Genomic DNA, 17,390 nt, shown 5'->3' on the forward strand with positions numbered 1-17,390 from the left:
CCTCGGCTGTCAGAAGTAGTCGGCCGGCCAGTGGGCGGCGTTCGCCGCGCCGACCACGGGCGCCGGGTCGCCCAGGACCGCGCGGGCCATCCCCGTGCGGTCCCGCTCCGGGACGACGCTCGCGAACAGGTGCGGCAGGGCCGGGTCGTCCCAGGTCAGCCTGGCCCTGCCGGTGCCGACGCCCCTGGCTTCCGCCTCGGCGGCCAGGGCGGAGAGCACCTCGGGCACGTCCCCGGCGACCTCCAGCACGTCGAGCACGCCGCCCTCCCACCGGACGGCGGCGTACCCGGCGTCCCCGGCCAGCAGTTCGACCGGGTCGCCGTACCAGATCGGCAGCCGGTCGCGCCAGTGCGCCTCGTCCCGCACGGCGGTCAGCGGACGCCGCGCGTTGTGCCGGTCGTACAGGTCACGCAGGAGGGCCGCGTCACCCGCGGCGAGCCCGCGCAACCTCCGCCCGCCCGCGGCGGGCCGGCGCAGCGGGCCGGACACGGTCCGCAGCTCGAAGACGGACCACTCCTTGTAGACCCCGGGCGTGCCGGTGAACAGCAGCGACCAGGCGCAGCCGTCGGCCGCCATCGCCTCGGTAGCCATCGCCAGCAGCCGCCGGACGTGCCCCCGGCCGCGCACCGACGGATGGGCGGCGACGTTGGCCACCCCGCCCACCAGCACCTCGCCGCCCAGGCCGTCGTGGACCCGGCGCGGCAGGTAGTACACGCACGCCGACACGTCGCCGGTCACGAACGTCCTGCCGTACCGGCCGGGGTCGGTCTCGTACAGGGGCACCACGTGCGGGGCGTCGAAGCAGGCGGCCCACAGCGCGTGGAGCGCCTCGCGGTCGCCGGGACGGGCGGTGCGCAGCGGCGTCACCCCATCCTCCCCAGGTGCTCCGGCGTCACCTCGTGCTCCAGCGGGACGCCGCCGGCGTACCGGGCGATCTCCTCGACCACCAGCCTGCCCTGGCGGGCCCGGCCCGAGTCGGTGCCGGCCGCCTGGTGCGGGGTGAGCAGCACGTTCGGCAGCCCGCGGAACGGGTGCCCGACCGGCAGCGGCTCCTCGTCGAAGACGTCGATCGCCGCGTCCAGCCGTCCCGTGCGCAGCTCGGCCAGCAGGGCGGCCTCGTCGACCAGCCACGACCGGGCGGTGTTGACCAGCCCGGCGCCGTCGGGCATCAGCGCCAGCTCCCGCGCCCCGAGCAGGTGGCGCGTCTCCGGCAGCGCCGGGGCGTGCACGGCGACGATCCGGCTGGTGGACAGCAGCTCGTCCAGCTCGACGGCGCCCTCGTGGTACGGGTCGGCCACGGTGACCTCGGCGCCGAGGGCGCGGACCAGGTCGAGGTAGGCGCGGCCGGTCCTGGAGGCGCCGATGACGCCGATCGGGCAGCCGAGGATCTCCCGCCTGGCCGGCGCGCGCTCGGCCTCCTCCCACGGCAGGCCGCCGCGCAGGGCGTGGTCGAAGCGGTGCACCTGGTGCAGCAGCGCCAGCGTGAAGGTCAGCGCCACCTCCGCGACCGACCGCGCCATGCCCGCGCCCGCCTGCGTCACCCGGACGCCGCGCGCCCACAGCTCGCCGGTGACGAACGGCTTGACCGTCGCCCCGGTGTGCGCGACCAGCCGCAGCCCAGGCGCCCGGTCGAGCAGCTCGGCGGTGAGCGGCGGCACCCCCCACGACGTCACCAGCACCTCGGTGCCGGGCAGCGCCTCGGGCAGCGCGCGGTGGTCGTCGATCAGCCGCACGTCCCCCAGGGCGGTCAGGGCGGCGGGATCGGGGAAGAACTGCGCACGCAACCCCGGCGGGACGCTGACCAGGACGCGCACGGGGGAGTCAGGAGAGCCAGGCATCGCGGTGTTCCGCCACGAAGTCGTCGTCGGTCAGCCACGGGTAGGTGGCGCTGACGCGGGTCAGCTCCTCGGCCTGGCCGGGGGACAGGCCCTCGGCGGGGTCGAGGCACCAGGTGCCCGCCAGCAGGCCCTGCCTGCGCAGCACCTCGTGCACGCCGGCGATGCACCCGGCGAAGGCGTTGGCGGCGTCGAAGACGGCGGCGTTGGCGTCGGTGAGCGCCGTGGCCCGGCCCCACCACGGCGCCGGGTCGTCGCGCAGGCCCTCGGCCATCGCCACCGCCGCCCGGGTCCAGACCGCCCACTGGCCGAGCAGCCCGCCGACGAAGCGCGCCCCGCCGGGCAGCTCGGCCAGCAGGTCGCCGATGATGTGGTCGTCGTTGCCCGTGTACAGCGCGACCTGGTCGGCCCGGTCGGAGGCGGCCACCCCGTGCGCCACGTCCAGCGAGCGGTAGCGGTCGAACGCCGCCACCTTCACCGCGACCGTGGACGGCTGGTCGGCCAGCGCCCGCCAGAAGCCGCGCGACAGCACCGGCCCGCCGATGGCCGTCTGCAGGTAGAAGCCGACGACCGGCAGCACCTCGCCCACGGCCGCGGCCCGCGCCAGCAGGTCGCCCTCGGAGGCGCCCGGCACGACCGGCGACAGCAGCACGGCGTCGTACCCGAGGGAGGCGGCCAGCTCGGCCTCGGCCACCGCCTGCGCGGTCGGGCCGCACGCCCCGGCGACGAGCACCGGCGGCTCCCCGGAAGACCGCCGGGCGGACTCCCGGCTCACGTCGGCGGCCAGGCGGAGGACCGGCTCCAGCAGCCCCGCCCGGCGGATCTCGAACTGGGTCGTGTGCACGCCCACGGCCAGGCCGCCGGCGCCCGCCGCCAGGTAGTACCGGGTGAGGGCGGCCTGGCGGCGCTCGTCCAGCGTCCGGTCCGCGGTCAGCGCGAGCGGGTGCGCGGGGATGACGGTCCCCGCCCGCAGGCGCGACAGCGCGGCATTCGGCGTGAGCATCAGAATCTCCCGTCTCGTACGGCGAACTTGGTGGGTTTGCCCGACGTCGGCAGGCCGGCGGACAGCCAGGCGGCCTGCCAGTCGACGAGCGTGCCCAGCGGGACGTCCGGGTAGCCGAAGAGCCGGTGACAGAGGGTGGCGTCGTTCAGCAGCGCCGTCGCGGCCTCGGACCCCTCGAAGGACACCGGCGTGCCCAGACGCGCGCCGAAGGCGGCGGCCACCCGGCGCACCGAGGCCGTCTCGGGGCCGGTCAGGTTCAGCGTGAACGGCGTGCCCGACGTGGCGTGGGCGAGCGAGCGCAGCACGACCTCGTTGGCGTAGCCCTGCCAGACCACGTTGACGTGGCCGGTCGTCACGTCCACCGGGGCGCCGGACAGCACCCGCTGCCCGATGTCGGCGAGCACGCCGTACCGCAGGTCCACCGCGTAGTTGAGGCGGACGAGCGTCACGGCCGTGCCGCGGGTGGCGGCCGCGTGCTCGAAGATGCGCTCGCGTCCGAGGCAGCTCATCGCGTACTCGCCCACCGGCCCGACCGGGTCGCCCTCGGCGCTGCCGCCCGACGAGACGGGCACCAGCGGGTAGACGTTGCCCGTGGACAACGCGGCGACGCGCGCGTGGCCGTACCTGTCGGCGACGCGGGCGGGCAGGGCCGCGTTGACGACCCAGGCGAGGTACGGCGCGGCCGACGTGCCGAACTTCGCCCCGACCATGAAGACCACGTCCCCGGCGTCGGGCAGCGTGCCCAGGTCGCCGTCGAGCAGGTCGAAGGGGACGACGTCCACGCCGTGCGCGGCGAGGGCGCCGGCGGCCGCGCGGTCGGACCAGCGGGAGACGGCGAAGACGCGGTCGGCGCCGCGCCCGGCGGCGTCCAGGCCGCGCCGGGCCAGGCGGCACAACGTGGGCCCCATCTTGCCCCCGGCGCCCAGCACGACCAGGTCGCCGGAGCCGGCGGCGAGGTCGGCCACGAGCGACTCGGACGGCCGCGTGAGGCGCTCTTCCAGTTCGTCGACGGAGGTGAACATCAACCCTTGATCCCCGACATCGTGACTCCTTCGGTGAAATAGCGCTGGCCGACCAGGTAGGCGGCGAAGATCGGTACGAACGCGACCGTGGCCCCGGCCAGCACCACGCTGAGCGGCACGTTCTCCGTCTGCAGGGAGGCGATGCCCACGGTCAGGGTGCGCATGTCGGCGCCGCCGCCGATGATGAGCGGCCAGAGCAGGTCGTTCCAGTGCCACAGGAAGACGAAGACGCCCAGCGTGGCCAGGATCGGCTTGCACAGCGGCAGGACGATCCTGATGAAGATCCGCCACTCGGAGGCGCCGTCGAGCCGGGCCGCCTCGAACAGCTCGTCCGGCAGGCCCATGATGAACTGCCGCATGAGGAAGACCGCCTGCGCGTTGGCGAGCGTCGGCAGGATCAGCCCCCAGTAGGTGTCCACCCCGCCCAGCTCGGCGATGAGCATGAAGGTCGGGATGAGCGTCACGTGGTAGGGCACCATGACCATGGCCAGGAACGACCAGAACATGGGCTCGCGGCCGGGGAACCGTTTCTTGGCGAAGGCGTACCCGGCCAGCGAGGCCAGCAGGAGCACGGCCACCACGCTGACCACGGAGTAGATCAGCGTGTTGACCGTCCAGGTGACCAGGTCGCGCCCGCCCAGCACCTCGCCGTAGGCGCCGAAGTCGACCGGCCAGGGCAGCATGCTCTCCGGGAACGTCACGGCCGTGCCCGGCTTCAGCGACAGCACGACCATCGCGTAGAAGGGGAACAGCGTGACCGGCGTGGCGACGGCCAGCAGGACGAACCTGACGACCTTCCCGCCCCTCGTCGGCTCCAGCGCCTTGTACGAGCGATACTTCGTCACTTCGACCTCCCGATGATCAGGCGCTGGATCAGCGCGACCACGAGGGTCATGACGAACAGCGCGACGCCGATGGCGCTGGCGTAGCCGAAGTCGAAGTTCTTGAACGCCTGCTCGTACAGGGCCATGACCAGCGTGAAGCTGCCGTGCGCCGGGCCGCCGCCGGTCATCACGTAGACCAGGTCGAACACCTGGAAGGAGTTGGTCGTCTCGATGACGGCGACGAAGAACAGCGCGGGGCGCAGCTGCGGGGCCACGATGTAGCGGAACCGCTGCCAGGTGGAGGCGCCGTCGGTGAGCGCGGCCTCCTCCAGCTCCCGCGGCAGGTCCTGGAGCCGGGCCAGGACGATCAGCATGCCGTACCCGAACCTGGACCAGACCGAGACGATCACCAGCGCCGGGATGACCAGCGTGGTGGAGGCCAGCCAGGACTGCCCGGTGAGCTTGGTGATCGGCCCCTCGGAGGAGAACAGCCAGGTGAAGACCGTCCCGGCCAGGACCAGGCTGGTGACGACGGGCAGGAAGAAGACCGAGCGGAAGAACGCGGCCCCGCGGAAGGCGCGGCGCACCAGCAGCGCCATGCCCACCGAGGCCGCCATCGACGCCGGCACGTACAGGATCGTGTAGATCAGCGTGATGCGCAGCGACTCCCAGAAGACGGGGTCGGCGGCCATCCGCCGGTAGTTGTCCACGCCGGTCCACTCCGGGCTGGCGCCGATGGAGGAGTCGAAGAACCCCAGCAGCACCCCGGCGACGGACGGGCCGAACCGGAACAGCAGGAAGAGCAGGAGGCACGGCAGGACGAACAGCAGTCCGGTCCGCGCCTCCCACCGCCTGACGTCGATCGCCGCCATCAGCCACCCAGCAGCGCGTCCGCGGCCTTGGCCGCGTCGGCGAGCGCCTGCTCGGGCGTCTTCTTGCCGATCAGCGCGGCCTGGATCTCGGGAGCCAGGACGCCCATCACGTCACGCGCCTTCTCGTGCAGCGGCCCGGCCGTGGTCAGGTCGAGCGCCTTCTCCACCTCGGCCTGCACCGGGTCGTCCGCGTACAGCGAGCCGGTGGACTTGCGCGGGGAGAAGTAGCCGGAGGCCAGGTCGTAGGCCTTGCTCGGGGCCGCGCCGGTGGCGAAGCCGATCCACTTGCCCGCCGCCTCCTTGTTGTCGGAGGCCTTGAGCAGGGACAGCGAGCCGACGGTGCCGTAGGCGACCTGCTTGGCGTCGGTCAGCGGCGGCAGCACCTTGATGTTCTCCTTGCCCCAGAACGACTCGACGTCGGCGGGGAGCTGCTGCCAGGTGCAGGCCACCTTGTTCTGCGCGGTCCTGGTCTGCTCGAACTTGGGCAGCCCGGTCAGCAGGTCCTTCTCCACGAAGCCGCCGTCGGCCAGGTTCTTCAGGAACGTCAGCGCCTTGACGCCCTCGGGGCCGCCGAAGGCCGCCGACCTGCCGTCGGGGCTGAACACGTCGCCGCCCGCCTGCCACAGCAGCGGGTAGAAGGACTGGTTGAGGGTGGCGGCGGGGTCGGCCCAGTAGTTGGTGACGTCCACGTCCTTGGCCTTGAACTTCGGGGCCAGGGTGAGCACGTCGTTCCAGGTCTTGGGGAACTCGGTGATCCCGGCGGCGTCGAAGGCCTTCTGGTTGCAGACCAGCGGGTTGGCCGACATGAGGATCGGCGCGCCCATGACCTTGCCGTCGATGGTGACCGACTTCAGGGCGTTGTCCCGGTAGTCGGCCTTGTCGGCGAGGTAGGCGTCCACCGGCTCCAGCGTCCTGCCGTACTTGGGGAGCTGGTCGGGGATGAGGTAGACCACGTCGGGCGCCTTGTTGCCGGCGATCGCCGTGGACAGCGCCTCGTCGCGCTTGGCCCACGGGTAGATCTCGACCTTGACGTCGATGTTCGGGTTGGCCGCCTCGAACGCCTTGGTCTGCTCGTCCCAGAACGCCTGGTGCTTGGTCTGGTCGGCGATGTTCGGGTAGATCCACATGGTCACGGTCTGCTTCTCGTCGCCTCCGGAGCCGCCGCCGCAGGCGGTCAGGGTGCCGAGGGCGGCCGCAGCGGCGGCCAGCGCGCGCAGTCGCATGATCGTTCCTTCCTAGGATGCCGGCACGGTGACGACCGTGCCGCTGTGCCGGGCCTTCTCGGCGGCGAAGACCGCGAGGTGGCTGTGGAGCGACTCGGTGGGGCCCGAGCGCACGTGTGCGGGGTCGCCGGTGGCCAGCGCGGTGACGAAGGCGTCCATCACGCCGTCGTCCCCGCCGCCGTGGCCGTCGCCGGCGTTCGAGCCGGTCTCGGTGACGTCGCGACGGGTGCTGCGGCCGTCGCGGAAGTCGAGCACCTCGACCGACTCGCCGTCGCCGATCAGCCGCCCGTGGGTGCCGAAGATCTTCGTCTGGCGGTGGGTCTGCTCGGTGAAGGCGGTCATGGTGAACGTCGCGGTCGCCCCGCCGGTCAGCTCCATGGCGAGCACCTGGTGGTCGACCACGTCGTTGTCGCAGGCGTACACGCACCTGCCGTACGGGCCGGTGCGCAGGGCGTCCATGACCTGCTCCTCGTTCTCGCCCAGGACGCTGGTCGGCCAGTCGTAGCCGCGGTTCAGGTACAGCCGCGGCGCCGAGTACGGGCACCCGGGCTCCAGCACGCAGTCGAGGCAGCGGTCGGCGGCCTGCGCCGGTCGCCGCTCGGGCCTGAAGTGGCCGAGCGAACCGAAACTGGCGACCTTCTCGATCCTGAGCCCGGTGACGTAGGCCAGCCAGTCCAGGTCGTGGGAGGACTTGGCCAGCAGCATCGGGCTGGCCAGGCGCTCGCTGCGCCAGGGGCCACGCACGTAGGAGTGCGCCTGATGCCACCAGCCGACCGGCTCCAGGTGCTCGACGCTCATGACCTCGCCGAGCACCCCGCTGTCCACGGTCTCCTTCACCAGCGCGGTGTAGGGCGTGTAGCGCAGCACGTGGCAGACGGCGAGCAGCACGCCCGTCCCGCCGACGGCCGACACGATCTCGCGGCACTCCTGCTCGGTCGGCGCCATGGGCTTCTCCAGGAGCAGCGCGTAGCCCGCCCGCGCCAGGGCGATGGCGGGCTCGACGTGCAGGCGGTCCTGGGTGGACAGGACGACGGCGTCGGCCACCCGCTCGCACAGCAGTTCGCGCCAGTCGCCGAACTCGCGCACCCCGGGCCCGGCCAGCCTGGCCCGGCGGACGGGGTCGGGGTCGGCCACGGCGACCAGCTCCGCCCGGTCGGGGTGGGCGGCGATCCAGGAGGCGTAGGTCTGCCCCCGGTTGCCCGCCCCCGCGACGGCCAGCGTTACTTTACGCACCTAAATCACCAGATTTCCCGAGGTAAGGACCTTCGGCCCGTCGGCCGGCAGCTCCCTGGCGACGCCCTCCTCGACGTTGCCCGTGTGCTGGACCACCTCGAAGGCCTTGATCGACAGGCGGCCGCCGCCGAACTGGCAGCCGGTCGCCGCGTAACGGTTCCTGCCGGAGTCGAGCTGGACGTGGGCTCCGGCGTTCTGGCTCCGGACCCCGGCGAGCTGCCAGGAGACCAGCCCGGCGCCGTCCACCCGCGACAGCCCGGCCTCGGCCAGCTCGGTGCCGCCGTCGAGGCGGACGCGCTGGTCGGCCTTGCCGGCGGCGGCCAGGCCCACGTTCTTGACCGTGCAGCCGGTCAGCGACACCGACCCGGCGAGGACCAGCGGGGCCGCGCCCTCGGCGCCGTTCAGCGTGGAGCCGGACAGGCGCAGGTCGGCGCCGTTGAAGGCGTTGCCGTTCAGGCCGTGGAACGTGGTGCGGCTGACGTGCACCGGCGCGGTCACGTTCGCCTGGACGATCTCGCTCTTGGCCGGGACGGTGAAGACGCAGCCCTCGATCAGATTGGGACGGCGCGACAACTTCGACTGCTGGGAGACGATCAGCGTGTGGCTGGCCGAGCAGCCGCGCATCTGCACGCCGTCGGCGTTGACCCAGATCATGCCCGAGCCCTCCAGCGACGGCTTGCCGATGACCTGGAGGTCCTCCAGCGTCAGGTCGGTGATCTTCACCCGGGCCACGAACCACGAGCAGACGTGCTTGCGCACGGTGATCCGCTTGGCCGCCGAGCCCCAGGCCGCGCCGGAGTTGGCGAAGGTCATCAGGCCCGAGTTGCCGGTGTAGGTCAGGTCGTGCTCGTACTGGCCGTGGGTGACGAACGGCCCCTGGTCGTCGCCGTCGCCGTGGCAGTTCTCCACGTAGCAGTAGGCGCTGGCGGTGAAGTCGTTCAGGTGGCGGGCGTTGGCCGTGTGGCAGTCGCGGACGTGGCCGTACAGGCAGTAGATCTGCTGGGTCAGGTAGCCCGCGCCGCCCCAGGTCACGCTGGCGGGGTTCTTCAGGGTGCAGCGCTCGGTGCGGAAGTGGGTGGCCCAGCGCCGCATGATCAGCGGCCAGAACGTGCCCGTGCCGTGGAGGCCCTCGACGTCGCAGTGGACGGCGTACTCGTAGGCCAGCGGGTGCGAGCCGGTGTACTGGTCGCCGTCCGCGACGCCCTCGAAGCGCAGGTTGCGCACGTGCACGCGCTCGACCGGCTCGACGAGCGTCCAGGTGATCGTCCGGCCGGCGGCCAGCTCCCAGCCGTTCTTGTAGTTCACCCGGATGTGCGTGCCGTCGACGATCTGGGTGATCTCGACCAGCTTCTGCAGCTCGCGCTCCCAGCGGCCGGACAGCGCGTTGACCTCGGCGCTCCACCACTGCCCGACCTTGAAGGCGGCGGAGTCGGCGACCTCGAAGACGTCCGACAGGTCGGGCACCGCGGCGCCCAGCTTGTGGGTGACCGTGGTCGAGGTGACCTTGCCGCGGAAGAACATGACCGCCGCGAACGGGTCGTCCTGGCCGGCCTTCTCGATGCCCACGGTGCGCATCGTGTGACCGCCGAAGTCCAGCACCAGGCCGGAGCGCTGGAACTTGTGCCGCTTGACGAAGTTGAGGTCGCTGTGGGCCTCGATCCTGGAGACGGCGGGGTCGTTGACCATGGCCTCCAGGGCGGCGTCCGCGGGCGTCCTGTCGTCGAAGACGCCGAAGGCCCGGAAGTCGAGGCAGCCGTCGTGGAGCTGGATCCAGCGGCCCTTCGGCGCGGAGCCGAGCACGGTGCCGCCGTTGGCGGCGGACGTGGAGGCCGCGTCCCACCGCACGAGCTTGCCGCCGCCGTCGCCCGGCTTGAGATAGCCCGCGACCTGCGCCAGCGTGCCGTCCGCCAGCTTGGCGGCCTCGAAGGCGAGCAGCTCGGCGACGGTGCCGACCGCCTGCACCTCGTCCTTGGGCTTCTTGTCCGGCTCGGCGAGCGCGGGCCTGGCCGCCAGGACGGTGCCGACAGCCGCTAAACCGGTGACGCGCAGGATGTCACGACGTTCCATGGGTGGTTCCTTACAGTGCGAGGGTGTCGGCGATGAGGACGCGGGGGCCGGCGGGCGGGAAGGCGCGCTCGACGCCCTCCTCGGTGCAGCCGGTGTGCACCAGGACGGTGGCGGCGGTCAGGTCGAGGCGGCCGCCGGTGAAGCGGGAGCCGGCGGCGCGGAAGCGGTTGTCGCCGCCGGTCAGCTCGACGCGGGTGGCGTCGGCCGTGCAGGCGGCCAGTTCCCAGGTCAGGACGCCCGGACCGGCGGCACGGCCGAGGACGGCGCCGTCCAGCGTGACGCCCTCCAGGCGCAGCCGCTGGTCGCGTACGGCGCTCAGTTCGATCCGCACGCCGTCGACCCGGCCGCCGCTGATCACGACGTCGGACGAGCCCAGCGAGACCTGGCCCTTGCCGCTCAGGACGCACCCGGTGAGGCGCAGGGGACCGGAGCCGCGCAGCGTGGCGCCGTCGAGCCCGGTGATGACGCACTCCTTGAAGTGCAGCGCGTTGCTCACCGGCGTCTGGACCAGCACCTGGTCCTTGGGCAGGTCGAAGGAGCAGCCCTCGATGACGTTGGGGCGGCCGGAGCGGTTGGAGCGCTGGCCGATCGCGACGGTTCTGGCCGAGCAGCCGCGCATGTGCAGGCCGTCGGCGTTCACCTGGAGCGTTCCCGCCGGGTCGAACGTCGAGCGGGGGATCACCCGCACGTCCTCCAGCGTCAGGTCGGTGATCTTCGTTCCGGCCACGAACCACGAGCACAGGTGCTTGCGCACGGTGATGCGCTTGGCGCTGGTGCCCCATAGGGCGCCGCTGTTGGCGATGTCCATGAGGCCGGAGTTGCCGGTGAAGACCAGGTCGTGCTCGTACTGGCCGTGGGTGGTGAAGGGGTTGCCGCCCTCGTCGTCGCCGTCGCCGTGGCAGTTCTCGACCGTGCAGTAGGCGCTGGCGGTGAAGTCGTTGAGGTGGCGGACGTTGGAGGTGGTGCAGTCGGCGACGTGGCCGTACAGGCAGTAGATCTGCTGGGTCAGGTAGCCCGCGCCGCCGTACATGACGGTCGGGGGGTTCTTCAGGCTGCAGCGCCGGGTGCGGAAGTGGGTGCACCAGCGCCGCATGATCACCGGCCAGAAGCTGCCGGTGGCGTGGACGTCCTCGACGTCGCAGTGGACGGCGTACTCGTAGGCGATCGGGTGCGAGCCGGTGTACTCGTCGCCGCCGGGCGCGGCCACGAAGCGCAGGCCGCGCACGTCGACGCGCTCGACCGGGTTGACCAGCGTCCAGGTCAGCGTACGGCCGGCCGCCAGCTCCCAGCCGTTCTTGTAGTTCACCCGGACGTGCCGGTCGTCGACGATCTGGGTGACCTGGACCAGGCGCTGGAGCTCGCGCTCGTACGTGCCCGCCAGCGCGTCGACCTCCACGGCCCACCACTGGCCGACCCGGAACGAGCGGGAGTCGACCTCGAAGACGTCGGCCAGGTCGGGGATCGTGGCCGTGAGCGTGCCGGTGACGGTGGTCCGGGTCCGCTCGCCCTGGAAGAACAGGACCGCGCCGAAGGGGTTGTCGTGGCTGTTCTTCTCGATGCCCTCGGTGGTCATGGTGTGGCCGCCGAAGTCGAGCACGACGTCCGAGCGCCGGAAGGTGTGGCGCCTGACGAAGTTGAGGTCGGTGTGGGCCTCGATCCTGGAGACGGCCGGGTCGTTGACCATGGCCTCCAGCGCGGCGTCCGCGGGCGACTTGGGGTCGAGGACGCCGAAGGCCCGGAAGTCGAGGCGGCCGTCGTGGAGCTGGATCCAGCGGCCCTTCGGCGCGGAGCCGAGGACCGTGCCGCCGTTGGCGGGCGCGGTGGAGGCCGCGTCCCAGCGGACGAGCTTGCCGCCGCCGTCACCGGCGCGATGGTAGCCCGCGACACGCAGCAGCGTGCCGTCGGCGAGTCGGGAGGCGTCGAGCGCGAGCAGGCGTGCGACGTCGCTTACATGGTTCATGGGGGGAGGCCTTCGGGAACGGGGTGATGGGAAGGCCGGGCGTGCGAAGGCGGGCAGGCGGCGGCGCTGCGGCCCAGGACGTCCGGCGCCGGGGCCGCGGCGCTCGGAGTCGGATCTTCGCCCGAAACGATTGGCGAGGACGCTAGACAGTGGTGGCGGATCTGTCAAGCCGTCACGCGGGATGCCCGAGCTGCTGGGAGATCATCGCCGCGGTCTCCCGCACCTCCCGGCCGAGCTCCTGGTAGCGCCAGGCGGGCAGATCGCGCTTGAGCGAGGTGATGCTGATCGCGCCCACGCAGGCGCCGGTGTGGTCGCGCAGCGCGCTGCCGATGCAGAAGATCCCGTCGGCGTCCTCCTCGTCGTCGACCGCGTAGCCGAGCTCCCTGACGGTCTTCAGGTGGGCCAGCAGCAGCGGCAGCTCGGTGATCGTGTGGCCGGTCCGGCGCGGCAGCCCGACGTGGCCGACGACCTTGGCGACCTCCTCGTCGCTCATCTCGGCCAGCAGCGCCTTGCCCAGCCCGGTGCAGTGGGGCAGCTCCCTGGTGCCCATCCGCAGGTCGACCTGGATGCGCTCGCCGTTGCTCACCTGGTCGACGACGACCGCCTGCCCGGCCTCGGGCACGGCGAGCCTGGAGTTCATCCCGGTCCGCTCGGTGAGCTCGACCAGCGCCGGCCGCGCCACGTCGCGCAGCGAGAGCTGCGCCTGGGCCCTGGCCCCCAGCCTGGCCAGCGCCATGCCCAGCCGGTAGCGGCGGTTCATGCCCTCGCCGTCGTCGGCGACCAGGCTGTAGCCGCGCAGCGTGTAGAGCGTGGCGAAGGCGGCGCTCTTGCTCAGCCCGCAGGCCGCGGCGATCTCGGTCACGCTCATGCCGCCGCCCGGCCCCACACGGGACAGGACCTCCAGCACCTCGGCGGCGCGGGCGACGCTGCGGACCCAATATCGCGATTCCTCAGCAGCAGTGTTCGTCACAGCCGAACAGCTTAGCGGAATTCATCGTTGACCCCCACCCATCTTCGTGTTTCAATCTCCCTCATCTGTTCGGTATTGCCAAACACTGTTCGGAATTTGTGGCGGATGACCAGCGCTCCCCAGGCCGGGCCGGGCCGGGAAGCGCGTCAGAGGAGAGAGATTTGAAGCACCTAGCCGAGCGCGCACGCCAGGTCATCCCCGGCGGCGTGAACAGCGGGCAGCGCAGCATCCCCGGGCTCACCGACCTGGTGATCACCCATGCCGCCGGCGCCCGCTTCCGCGACTCGCAAGGACGGGAGTTCGTCGACTACCACGCCGCCTTCGGCCCGCCGCTGCTCGGCCACAACGACCCCGACGTCGGCGCGGCCGTCGCCGAGGCCGGCCGTACGGTCGACCTGTGCGGAGTCGGCGTCACCACGGGTGAGGTCGAGCTGGCCGAGACGCTGGCCGAACTCGTGCCGAGCGTGGAGAAGGTGCTCCTGACCAGCACCGGCAGCGAGGCCACCTTCCACGCCCTGCGCGTGGCCAGGGCCGCGACCGGCCGCCGGCTCGTGGTGAAGTTCCAGGGTTGCTACCACGGCTGGCACGACGCGGTCAGCCTCAACGTGATCTCCACGCCGGAGAAGGTCGGCACGCACGACCCGATCTCGACCGGCATCCTGCCCGAGGTGCTCCAGGCCACGCTGGTCCTGCCGTTCAACGACGCGGAGGCCGTCCGCCGGGCGTTCGCCGAGCACGGCGACGACATCGCCGCCGTCATCCTGGAGCCGGTGCCGCACAACGTCGGCTGCCTGCTGCCCGAGCAGGAGTTCCTCCAGACGCTGCGCGCCGAGTGCACCAGGTCGGGGAGCGTGCTGATCTTCGACGAGGTCATCACCGGCTTCCGTCACCACCTGGGTGGCTGGCAGGCGATCTCCGGCATCACCCCCGACCTCACCACCATGGGCAAGGCGATCGCGAACGGCTACCCGGTGGGCGCGCTCGGAGGCCGCGCCGATCTCATGGAGCTGTTCAGCTCGCGGCCCGGCGGCCCCGCCTTCTTCGCCGGCACCTACAACGGCCACCCGGCCGTCGTGGCGGCCGCCCTGGCCACGCTGCGCAAGCTGCGCGAGCAGCCGGTGCACGAGCACGTCTTCCGCCTCGGCGAGCGGATCAGGACCGGGCTGGCCGAGGTCTTCGCCTCGCTGGACCTCCCGGCGCTGGTCAGCGGCTACGGCTCGGTCTTCGTCGGATATTTCATGACCGGACCCGCCCGCACCTACGACGACCTGCTGCGCAATGATGCCAACATGTTCATCGGGTACCGCCGCCGCCTGCTGGAGCACGGCATCTTCGAGCTGCCGCTGAACCTCAAGCGCAGCCACGTCTCCTACGCCCACACCGACGCCGACGTCGACCACCTGCTCGAAGCGGCCGCCGCCGCGGCCACCCTGGCCCGCGGCGACGTGCTCGACCTCACCGACGCCAGCACGATGGGCGGAGCCGATGCTCACCGTTGACACCAAGCGCCCGGTCGGGCCCGCCGGCCGGATCAGCCGCGTCGAGACCCTCTCGCTCGGCACCGCCTGGCGCGACTTCTCCTACGTGCGCGTCCACACCGACGAAGGTCTGAGCGGCATCGGCGAGATCACCCACCCCTACCGGGGCCGGGAGACCTGCTCGCTGACCGAGGCCATGGCGCAGCGCCACCTGATCGGCGCCGATCCCTTCGACGTCGAGGAGATCTGGCTGCGGATGTACCAGGGCGACTTCCTGCGCGGCGGCGACGTCGGCGGCATCGTCGTCTCCGGCGTCGACCAGGCGCTCTACGACATCATGGGCAAGGCGCTGGGCGTGCCCGCCTACCGGCTGACCGGCGGCGCCTGCCGCGACTCGGTGCGCGTCTACGCCAACGGCTGGTACACCGGCGAGCGCGACCCGCAGGTGTTCGCGGCCAAGGCCAAGGAGGTCGCCGCCCGCGGCTACACCGGGCTGAAGTTCGACCCGTTCGGGGCCGGGCTGGGCGAGCTGTCCCGGGCCGAGCTGCGGCTCTCGGTCGACATCGTCGCGGCCGTCCGCGAGGCCGTGCCGGACCTCGACCTCTTCGTCGAGGGGCACGCCCGCTTCGCGATGCCGACCGCCGTCCGGCTGGTGCGCGAGCTGGAGCCGTTCGACCTCGGCTGGTTCGAGGAGCCGCTGCCCTGGACGCACATCGAGCGCTACGCCGAACTGCGCGCCCGCGCCGCCATGCCCATCTCCGGCGGCGAGCACTTCCACAACCGCTACGAGTACGCCCGGCTGTTCGCCACCGGCGCGGTCGACATCATCCAGCCCGACCTGTCGATGGCCGGCGGGTTCACCGAGATCAGGAAGCTCGCCGCGCAGGCCGACGTGCACGCCATGCTGGTCGCCCCGCACAACTCCAACTCCCCGCTGTGCACCACGGCCTCCGTGCACGCCGTGCTCGGCATGCCCAACCTGCTCGTCCTGGAGACGTTCGACGGCATGCTGGAGCCGTACGTCTTCGACGCGCTGAAGGGCGCCCTGCCCGTGGTCGACGGCCACATCGGGCTGCCGGAGCGGCCGGGGCTCGGCGTCGAGCTGGCCGACGAGGTCTTCGCCGAGCACCCGCCCTCCCACCGGTTCTGGAACATGTTCAAGGAGGGCTGGGAGAAGCGTGATCGTTGACGTCCACTCCCATCTGTTCACCTGCCCGGACGACGTCGGCGACCCGTTCGCGGCCGAGTCCGCCCGCGCGCACGGCGGTCACGTCGACCTGACCGTGCGCTGGGCGGACTACGCCGCCACCTCGCCCCCCGGCACCCGTACCGTGGTGGTGGGCGGCAAGGCCAGGCGCTCGGGCCTGTGGGTGGACGACGCCGCCGTGGCCGCCTACGCGGCCGAGCACCCCGACCGGCTCATCGGCTACCTGTCGCTGGACCCCACCCAGCCCGGCTGGCGCGACGAGCTGGAGCACGGCCACCGCGACCTGGGGCTGCGCGGCATCAAGCTCATGCCGATGTACGCCGGCTTCGACCCGGCCGCCCCCGAGCTGGACGACCTGTACGCCTACGCCGCCCGCCACGGCCTGCCGCTGCTCGTGCACACCGGGACCACGTTCGTCTCGGCCGCCCCCCTGCGGTACGCCCTGCCGGTGCACCTGGACGAGGTCGCCATCAGGCATCCGGAGCTGCGCATGGTCCTGGCCCACCTCGGCCACCCGTACGAGGGCGAGTGCATCGCGGTGATCCGCAAGCACCGCCACGTCTACGCCGACGTCTCGGCCCTGCACTACCGGCCCTTCCAGCTCTGGCACAGCCTGCGCCTGGCCCAGGACTACGGCGTGTGGGCCAAGCTCCTGTTCGGCAGCGACTACCCCTTCACCACGGTGAACGCCTCGGTGGAGGGGCTGCGGGCGGTCGGCGCGGTCCCCGGCATCCCCGGGCTGCCGCCCCTGGACCGTGAGGAGATCGAGAAGCTCATCCACCGCCCGTCGCTCGACCTGCTGGGGCTGTCATGACCGAACTGGCCGTGGTCACCGGGGCCGCCAGGGGCCTCGGCCAGGCCATCGCCGCGCGCCTGACGGCCGACGGCTACCGGGTGGTCACCGTCGACCGGCCGGGCGCGGGCTGCGCGTACGGCTTCGACCTGGCCGACACCGAGGGCCTGGCCGGGCTCGCCGACGACGTCCGGCGCGACCACGGGCCGATCCACGTCCTGGTCAACAACGCCGGGGTGGCTCGCCTTGAGCACTTCAACGAGATCACCGTGGCCGGCTGGCAGGCCGTCATGCGGGTCAACTGCGACGCGCCGTTCTTCCTGTCCCAGCGGGTGGCCGAGCACATGATCGCCGACGGCGTGCGGGGCCGGATCGTCTCCGTCTCCTCCAAGAACGGCCTCATGGCCGAAGCCGGCCTGGCCCACTACAACGCCTCCAAGGGCGCCCTGGAACTGATCACCCGTTCGCTCGCCGCCGAGCTGGGAGCCCACGGCATCACCGTCAACGCCGTCGCGCCCGGCATGATCGCCACCCCGATCGACGGCGACTTCCCCTTCGACCGCGAGGCCTTCGAGGCGGCGTGGGAGGAGCGCATCCCGCTGCGGGGCAGGTACGGCAGGCCGGACGACGTGGCCGGGGCGGTCGCCTACCTGGCTTCGGAGGCGGCCCGCTACGTCACCGGCTCCACCCTGGTCGTGGACGGCGGGGTGCTGGCCGACCAGATGCCGCGGCTCAGGTTCATGCCGCCGTACCGGAACTCGCTGCGACCCGGTTCCTGAATCCCGCGTCCGACCTGCGGCGGGCGGGCGGGGGGGGGGGGGGGGGGCGGCGGGGGGGTGTGGGGGGTGCTCAACACGGGGGGGGGTAAAACCAACGGGGGCCCGGGGGGGGAGGGGTAGAAAG

Annotated in this window: 15 protein-coding genes; 4 read left to right on the forward strand and 11 right to left on the reverse strand. The window is 72.2% G+C overall.

The window, feature by feature from the left end; all coding sequences use genetic code 11:
• Nucleotides 1-9: 9 nt before the first annotated feature.
• From AB0J97_RS43550 to AB0J97_RS43600, 11 genes are all read right to left on the reverse strand, one after another.
• Nucleotides 10-867 (reverse strand): GNAT family N-acetyltransferase, encoded by an 858-nt coding sequence (locus AB0J97_RS43550; protein WP_357700500.1) that lies wholly within the window; start codon nucleotides 865-867, stop codon nucleotides 10-12.
• Complete coding sequence (locus tag AB0J97_RS43555) at nucleotides 864-1,838, reverse strand: hydroxyacid dehydrogenase (RefSeq protein WP_364100893.1); 975 nt, start codon at nucleotides 1,836-1,838, stop codon at nucleotides 864-866. The genes AB0J97_RS43550 and AB0J97_RS43555 overlap by 4 nt, the downstream gene beginning before the upstream one ends.
• The gene (locus tag AB0J97_RS43560) at nucleotides 1,822-2,838 is read right to left on the reverse strand and encodes a dihydrodipicolinate synthase family protein (RefSeq protein ID WP_364100896.1); all 1,017 of its coding nucleotides are present in this window, start codon (nucleotides 2,836-2,838) and stop codon (nucleotides 1,822-1,824) included. Before AB0J97_RS43560 ends, AB0J97_RS43555 begins: the two co-directional genes overlap by 17 nt.
• Nucleotides 2,838-3,860 carry an NAD-dependent epimerase/dehydratase family protein gene (locus AB0J97_RS43565; RefSeq protein ID WP_357700506.1) on the reverse strand — a complete coding sequence of 341 codons (1,023 nt, stop codon included), beginning with the start codon at nucleotides 3,858-3,860 and terminating at the stop codon, nucleotides 2,838-2,840. Before AB0J97_RS43565 ends, AB0J97_RS43560 begins: the two co-directional genes overlap by 1 nt.
• A complete protein-coding gene (locus AB0J97_RS43570; protein ID WP_357700508.1) occupies nucleotides 3,860-4,705 on the reverse strand; it encodes a carbohydrate ABC transporter permease in 846 nt (281 codons plus the stop codon). Before AB0J97_RS43570 ends, AB0J97_RS43565 begins: the two co-directional genes overlap by 1 nt.
• Nucleotides 4,702-5,556 (reverse strand): sugar ABC transporter permease, encoded by an 855-nt coding sequence (locus tag AB0J97_RS43575; protein WP_357700510.1) that lies wholly within the window; start codon nucleotides 5,554-5,556, stop codon nucleotides 4,702-4,704. Before AB0J97_RS43575 ends, AB0J97_RS43570 begins: the two co-directional genes overlap by 4 nt.
• Nucleotides 5,556-6,779: a sugar ABC transporter substrate-binding protein gene (locus tag AB0J97_RS43580; protein ID WP_364100900.1), complete on the reverse strand. Its 1,224-nt coding sequence runs from the start codon at nucleotides 6,777-6,779 to the stop codon at nucleotides 5,556-5,558. The genes AB0J97_RS43575 and AB0J97_RS43580 overlap by 1 nt, the downstream gene beginning before the upstream one ends.
• A gap of 12 nt (nucleotides 6,780-6,791) precedes the next feature.
• Nucleotides 6,792-8,012 (reverse strand): Gfo/Idh/MocA family oxidoreductase, encoded by a 1,221-nt coding sequence (locus AB0J97_RS43585; protein WP_364100903.1) that lies wholly within the window; start codon nucleotides 8,010-8,012, stop codon nucleotides 6,792-6,794.
• Nucleotides 8,013-10,079 (reverse strand): hypothetical protein, encoded by a 2,067-nt coding sequence (locus AB0J97_RS43590; protein ID WP_364100906.1) that lies wholly within the window; start codon nucleotides 10,077-10,079, stop codon nucleotides 8,013-8,015.
• A 10-nt stretch (nucleotides 10,080-10,089) separates the two neighbouring features.
• A complete protein-coding gene (locus tag AB0J97_RS43595; RefSeq protein WP_364100909.1) occupies nucleotides 10,090-12,039 on the reverse strand; it encodes a hypothetical protein in 1,950 nt (649 codons plus the stop codon).
• 172 nt (nucleotides 12,040-12,211) lie between these two features.
• Nucleotides 12,212-13,009 carry an IclR family transcriptional regulator gene (locus AB0J97_RS43600; RefSeq protein WP_364100912.1) on the reverse strand — a complete coding sequence of 266 codons (798 nt, stop codon included), beginning with the start codon at nucleotides 13,007-13,009 and terminating at the stop codon, nucleotides 12,212-12,214.
• 161 nt (nucleotides 13,010-13,170) lie between these two features.
• Between AB0J97_RS43600 and AB0J97_RS43605 the strand changes: the two genes are divergently transcribed.
• Genes AB0J97_RS43605 through AB0J97_RS43620 form a run of 4 tightly spaced genes read left to right on the forward strand, consistent with a single transcriptional unit; the run spans nucleotide 13,171 to nucleotide 17,266 of the window.
• Entirely contained in the window at nucleotides 13,171-14,508 is a 1,338-nt protein-coding gene (locus AB0J97_RS43605; RefSeq protein WP_357700522.1) for an aspartate aminotransferase family protein, read from the forward strand.
• Complete coding sequence (locus AB0J97_RS43610) at nucleotides 14,495-15,676, forward strand: mandelate racemase/muconate lactonizing enzyme family protein (protein ID WP_364100916.1); 1,182 nt, start codon at nucleotides 14,495-14,497, stop codon at nucleotides 15,674-15,676. Before AB0J97_RS43605 ends, AB0J97_RS43610 begins: the two co-directional genes overlap by 14 nt.
• A complete protein-coding gene (locus AB0J97_RS43615; protein ID WP_364100919.1) occupies nucleotides 15,666-16,508 on the forward strand; it encodes an amidohydrolase family protein in 843 nt (280 codons plus the stop codon). The genes AB0J97_RS43610 and AB0J97_RS43615 overlap by 11 nt, the downstream gene beginning before the upstream one ends.
• The gene (locus AB0J97_RS43620; protein ID WP_364100922.1) at nucleotides 16,505-17,266 is read left to right on the forward strand and encodes an SDR family oxidoreductase; all 762 of its coding nucleotides are present in this window, start codon (nucleotides 16,505-16,507) and stop codon (nucleotides 17,264-17,266) included. Before AB0J97_RS43615 ends, AB0J97_RS43620 begins: the two co-directional genes overlap by 4 nt.
• Nucleotides 17,267-17,390 lie beyond the last annotated feature (124 nt).

The sequence above is a fragment of the Nonomuraea sp. NPDC049607 genome, from assembly GCF_040675375.1.
Lineage (GTDB): Bacteria > Actinomycetota > Actinomycetes > Streptosporangiales > Streptosporangiaceae > Nonomuraea.

Excerpts from the sequence above, each read along its gene's own strand:
- AB0J97_RS43565 (WP_357700506.1), bottom strand. The coding sequence starts at position 3,860 with ATGTTCACCTCCGTCGACGAACTGGAAGAGCGCCTCACGCGGCCGTCC.
- AB0J97_RS43555 (WP_364100893.1), bottom strand. The coding sequence starts at position 1,838 with ATGCCTGGCTCTCCTGACTCCCCCGTGCGCGTCCTGGTCAGCGTCCCG.
- AB0J97_RS43620 (WP_364100922.1), top strand. The coding sequence starts at position 16,505 with ATGACCGAACTGGCCGTGGTCACCGGGGCCGCCAGGGGCCTCGGCCAG.
- AB0J97_RS43610 (WP_364100916.1), top strand. The coding sequence starts at position 14,495 with ATGCTCACCGTTGACACCAAGCGCCCGGTCGGGCCCGCCGGCCGGATC.
- AB0J97_RS43560 (WP_364100896.1), bottom strand. The coding sequence starts at position 2,838 with ATGCTCACGCCGAATGCCGCGCTGTCGCGCCTGCGGGCGGGGACCGTC.
- AB0J97_RS43595 (WP_364100909.1), bottom strand. The coding sequence starts at position 12,039 with ATGAACCATGTAAGCGACGTCGCACGCCTGCTCGCGCTCGACGCCTCC.
- AB0J97_RS43580 (WP_364100900.1), bottom strand. The coding sequence starts at position 6,779 with ATGCGACTGCGCGCGCTGGCCGCCGCTGCGGCCGCCCTCGGCACCCTG.
- AB0J97_RS43590 (WP_364100906.1), bottom strand. The coding sequence starts at position 10,079 with ATGGAACGTCGTGACATCCTGCGCGTCACCGGTTTAGCGGCTGTCGGC.
- AB0J97_RS43575 (WP_357700510.1), bottom strand. The coding sequence starts at position 5,556 with ATGGCGGCGATCGACGTCAGGCGGTGGGAGGCGCGGACCGGACTGCTG.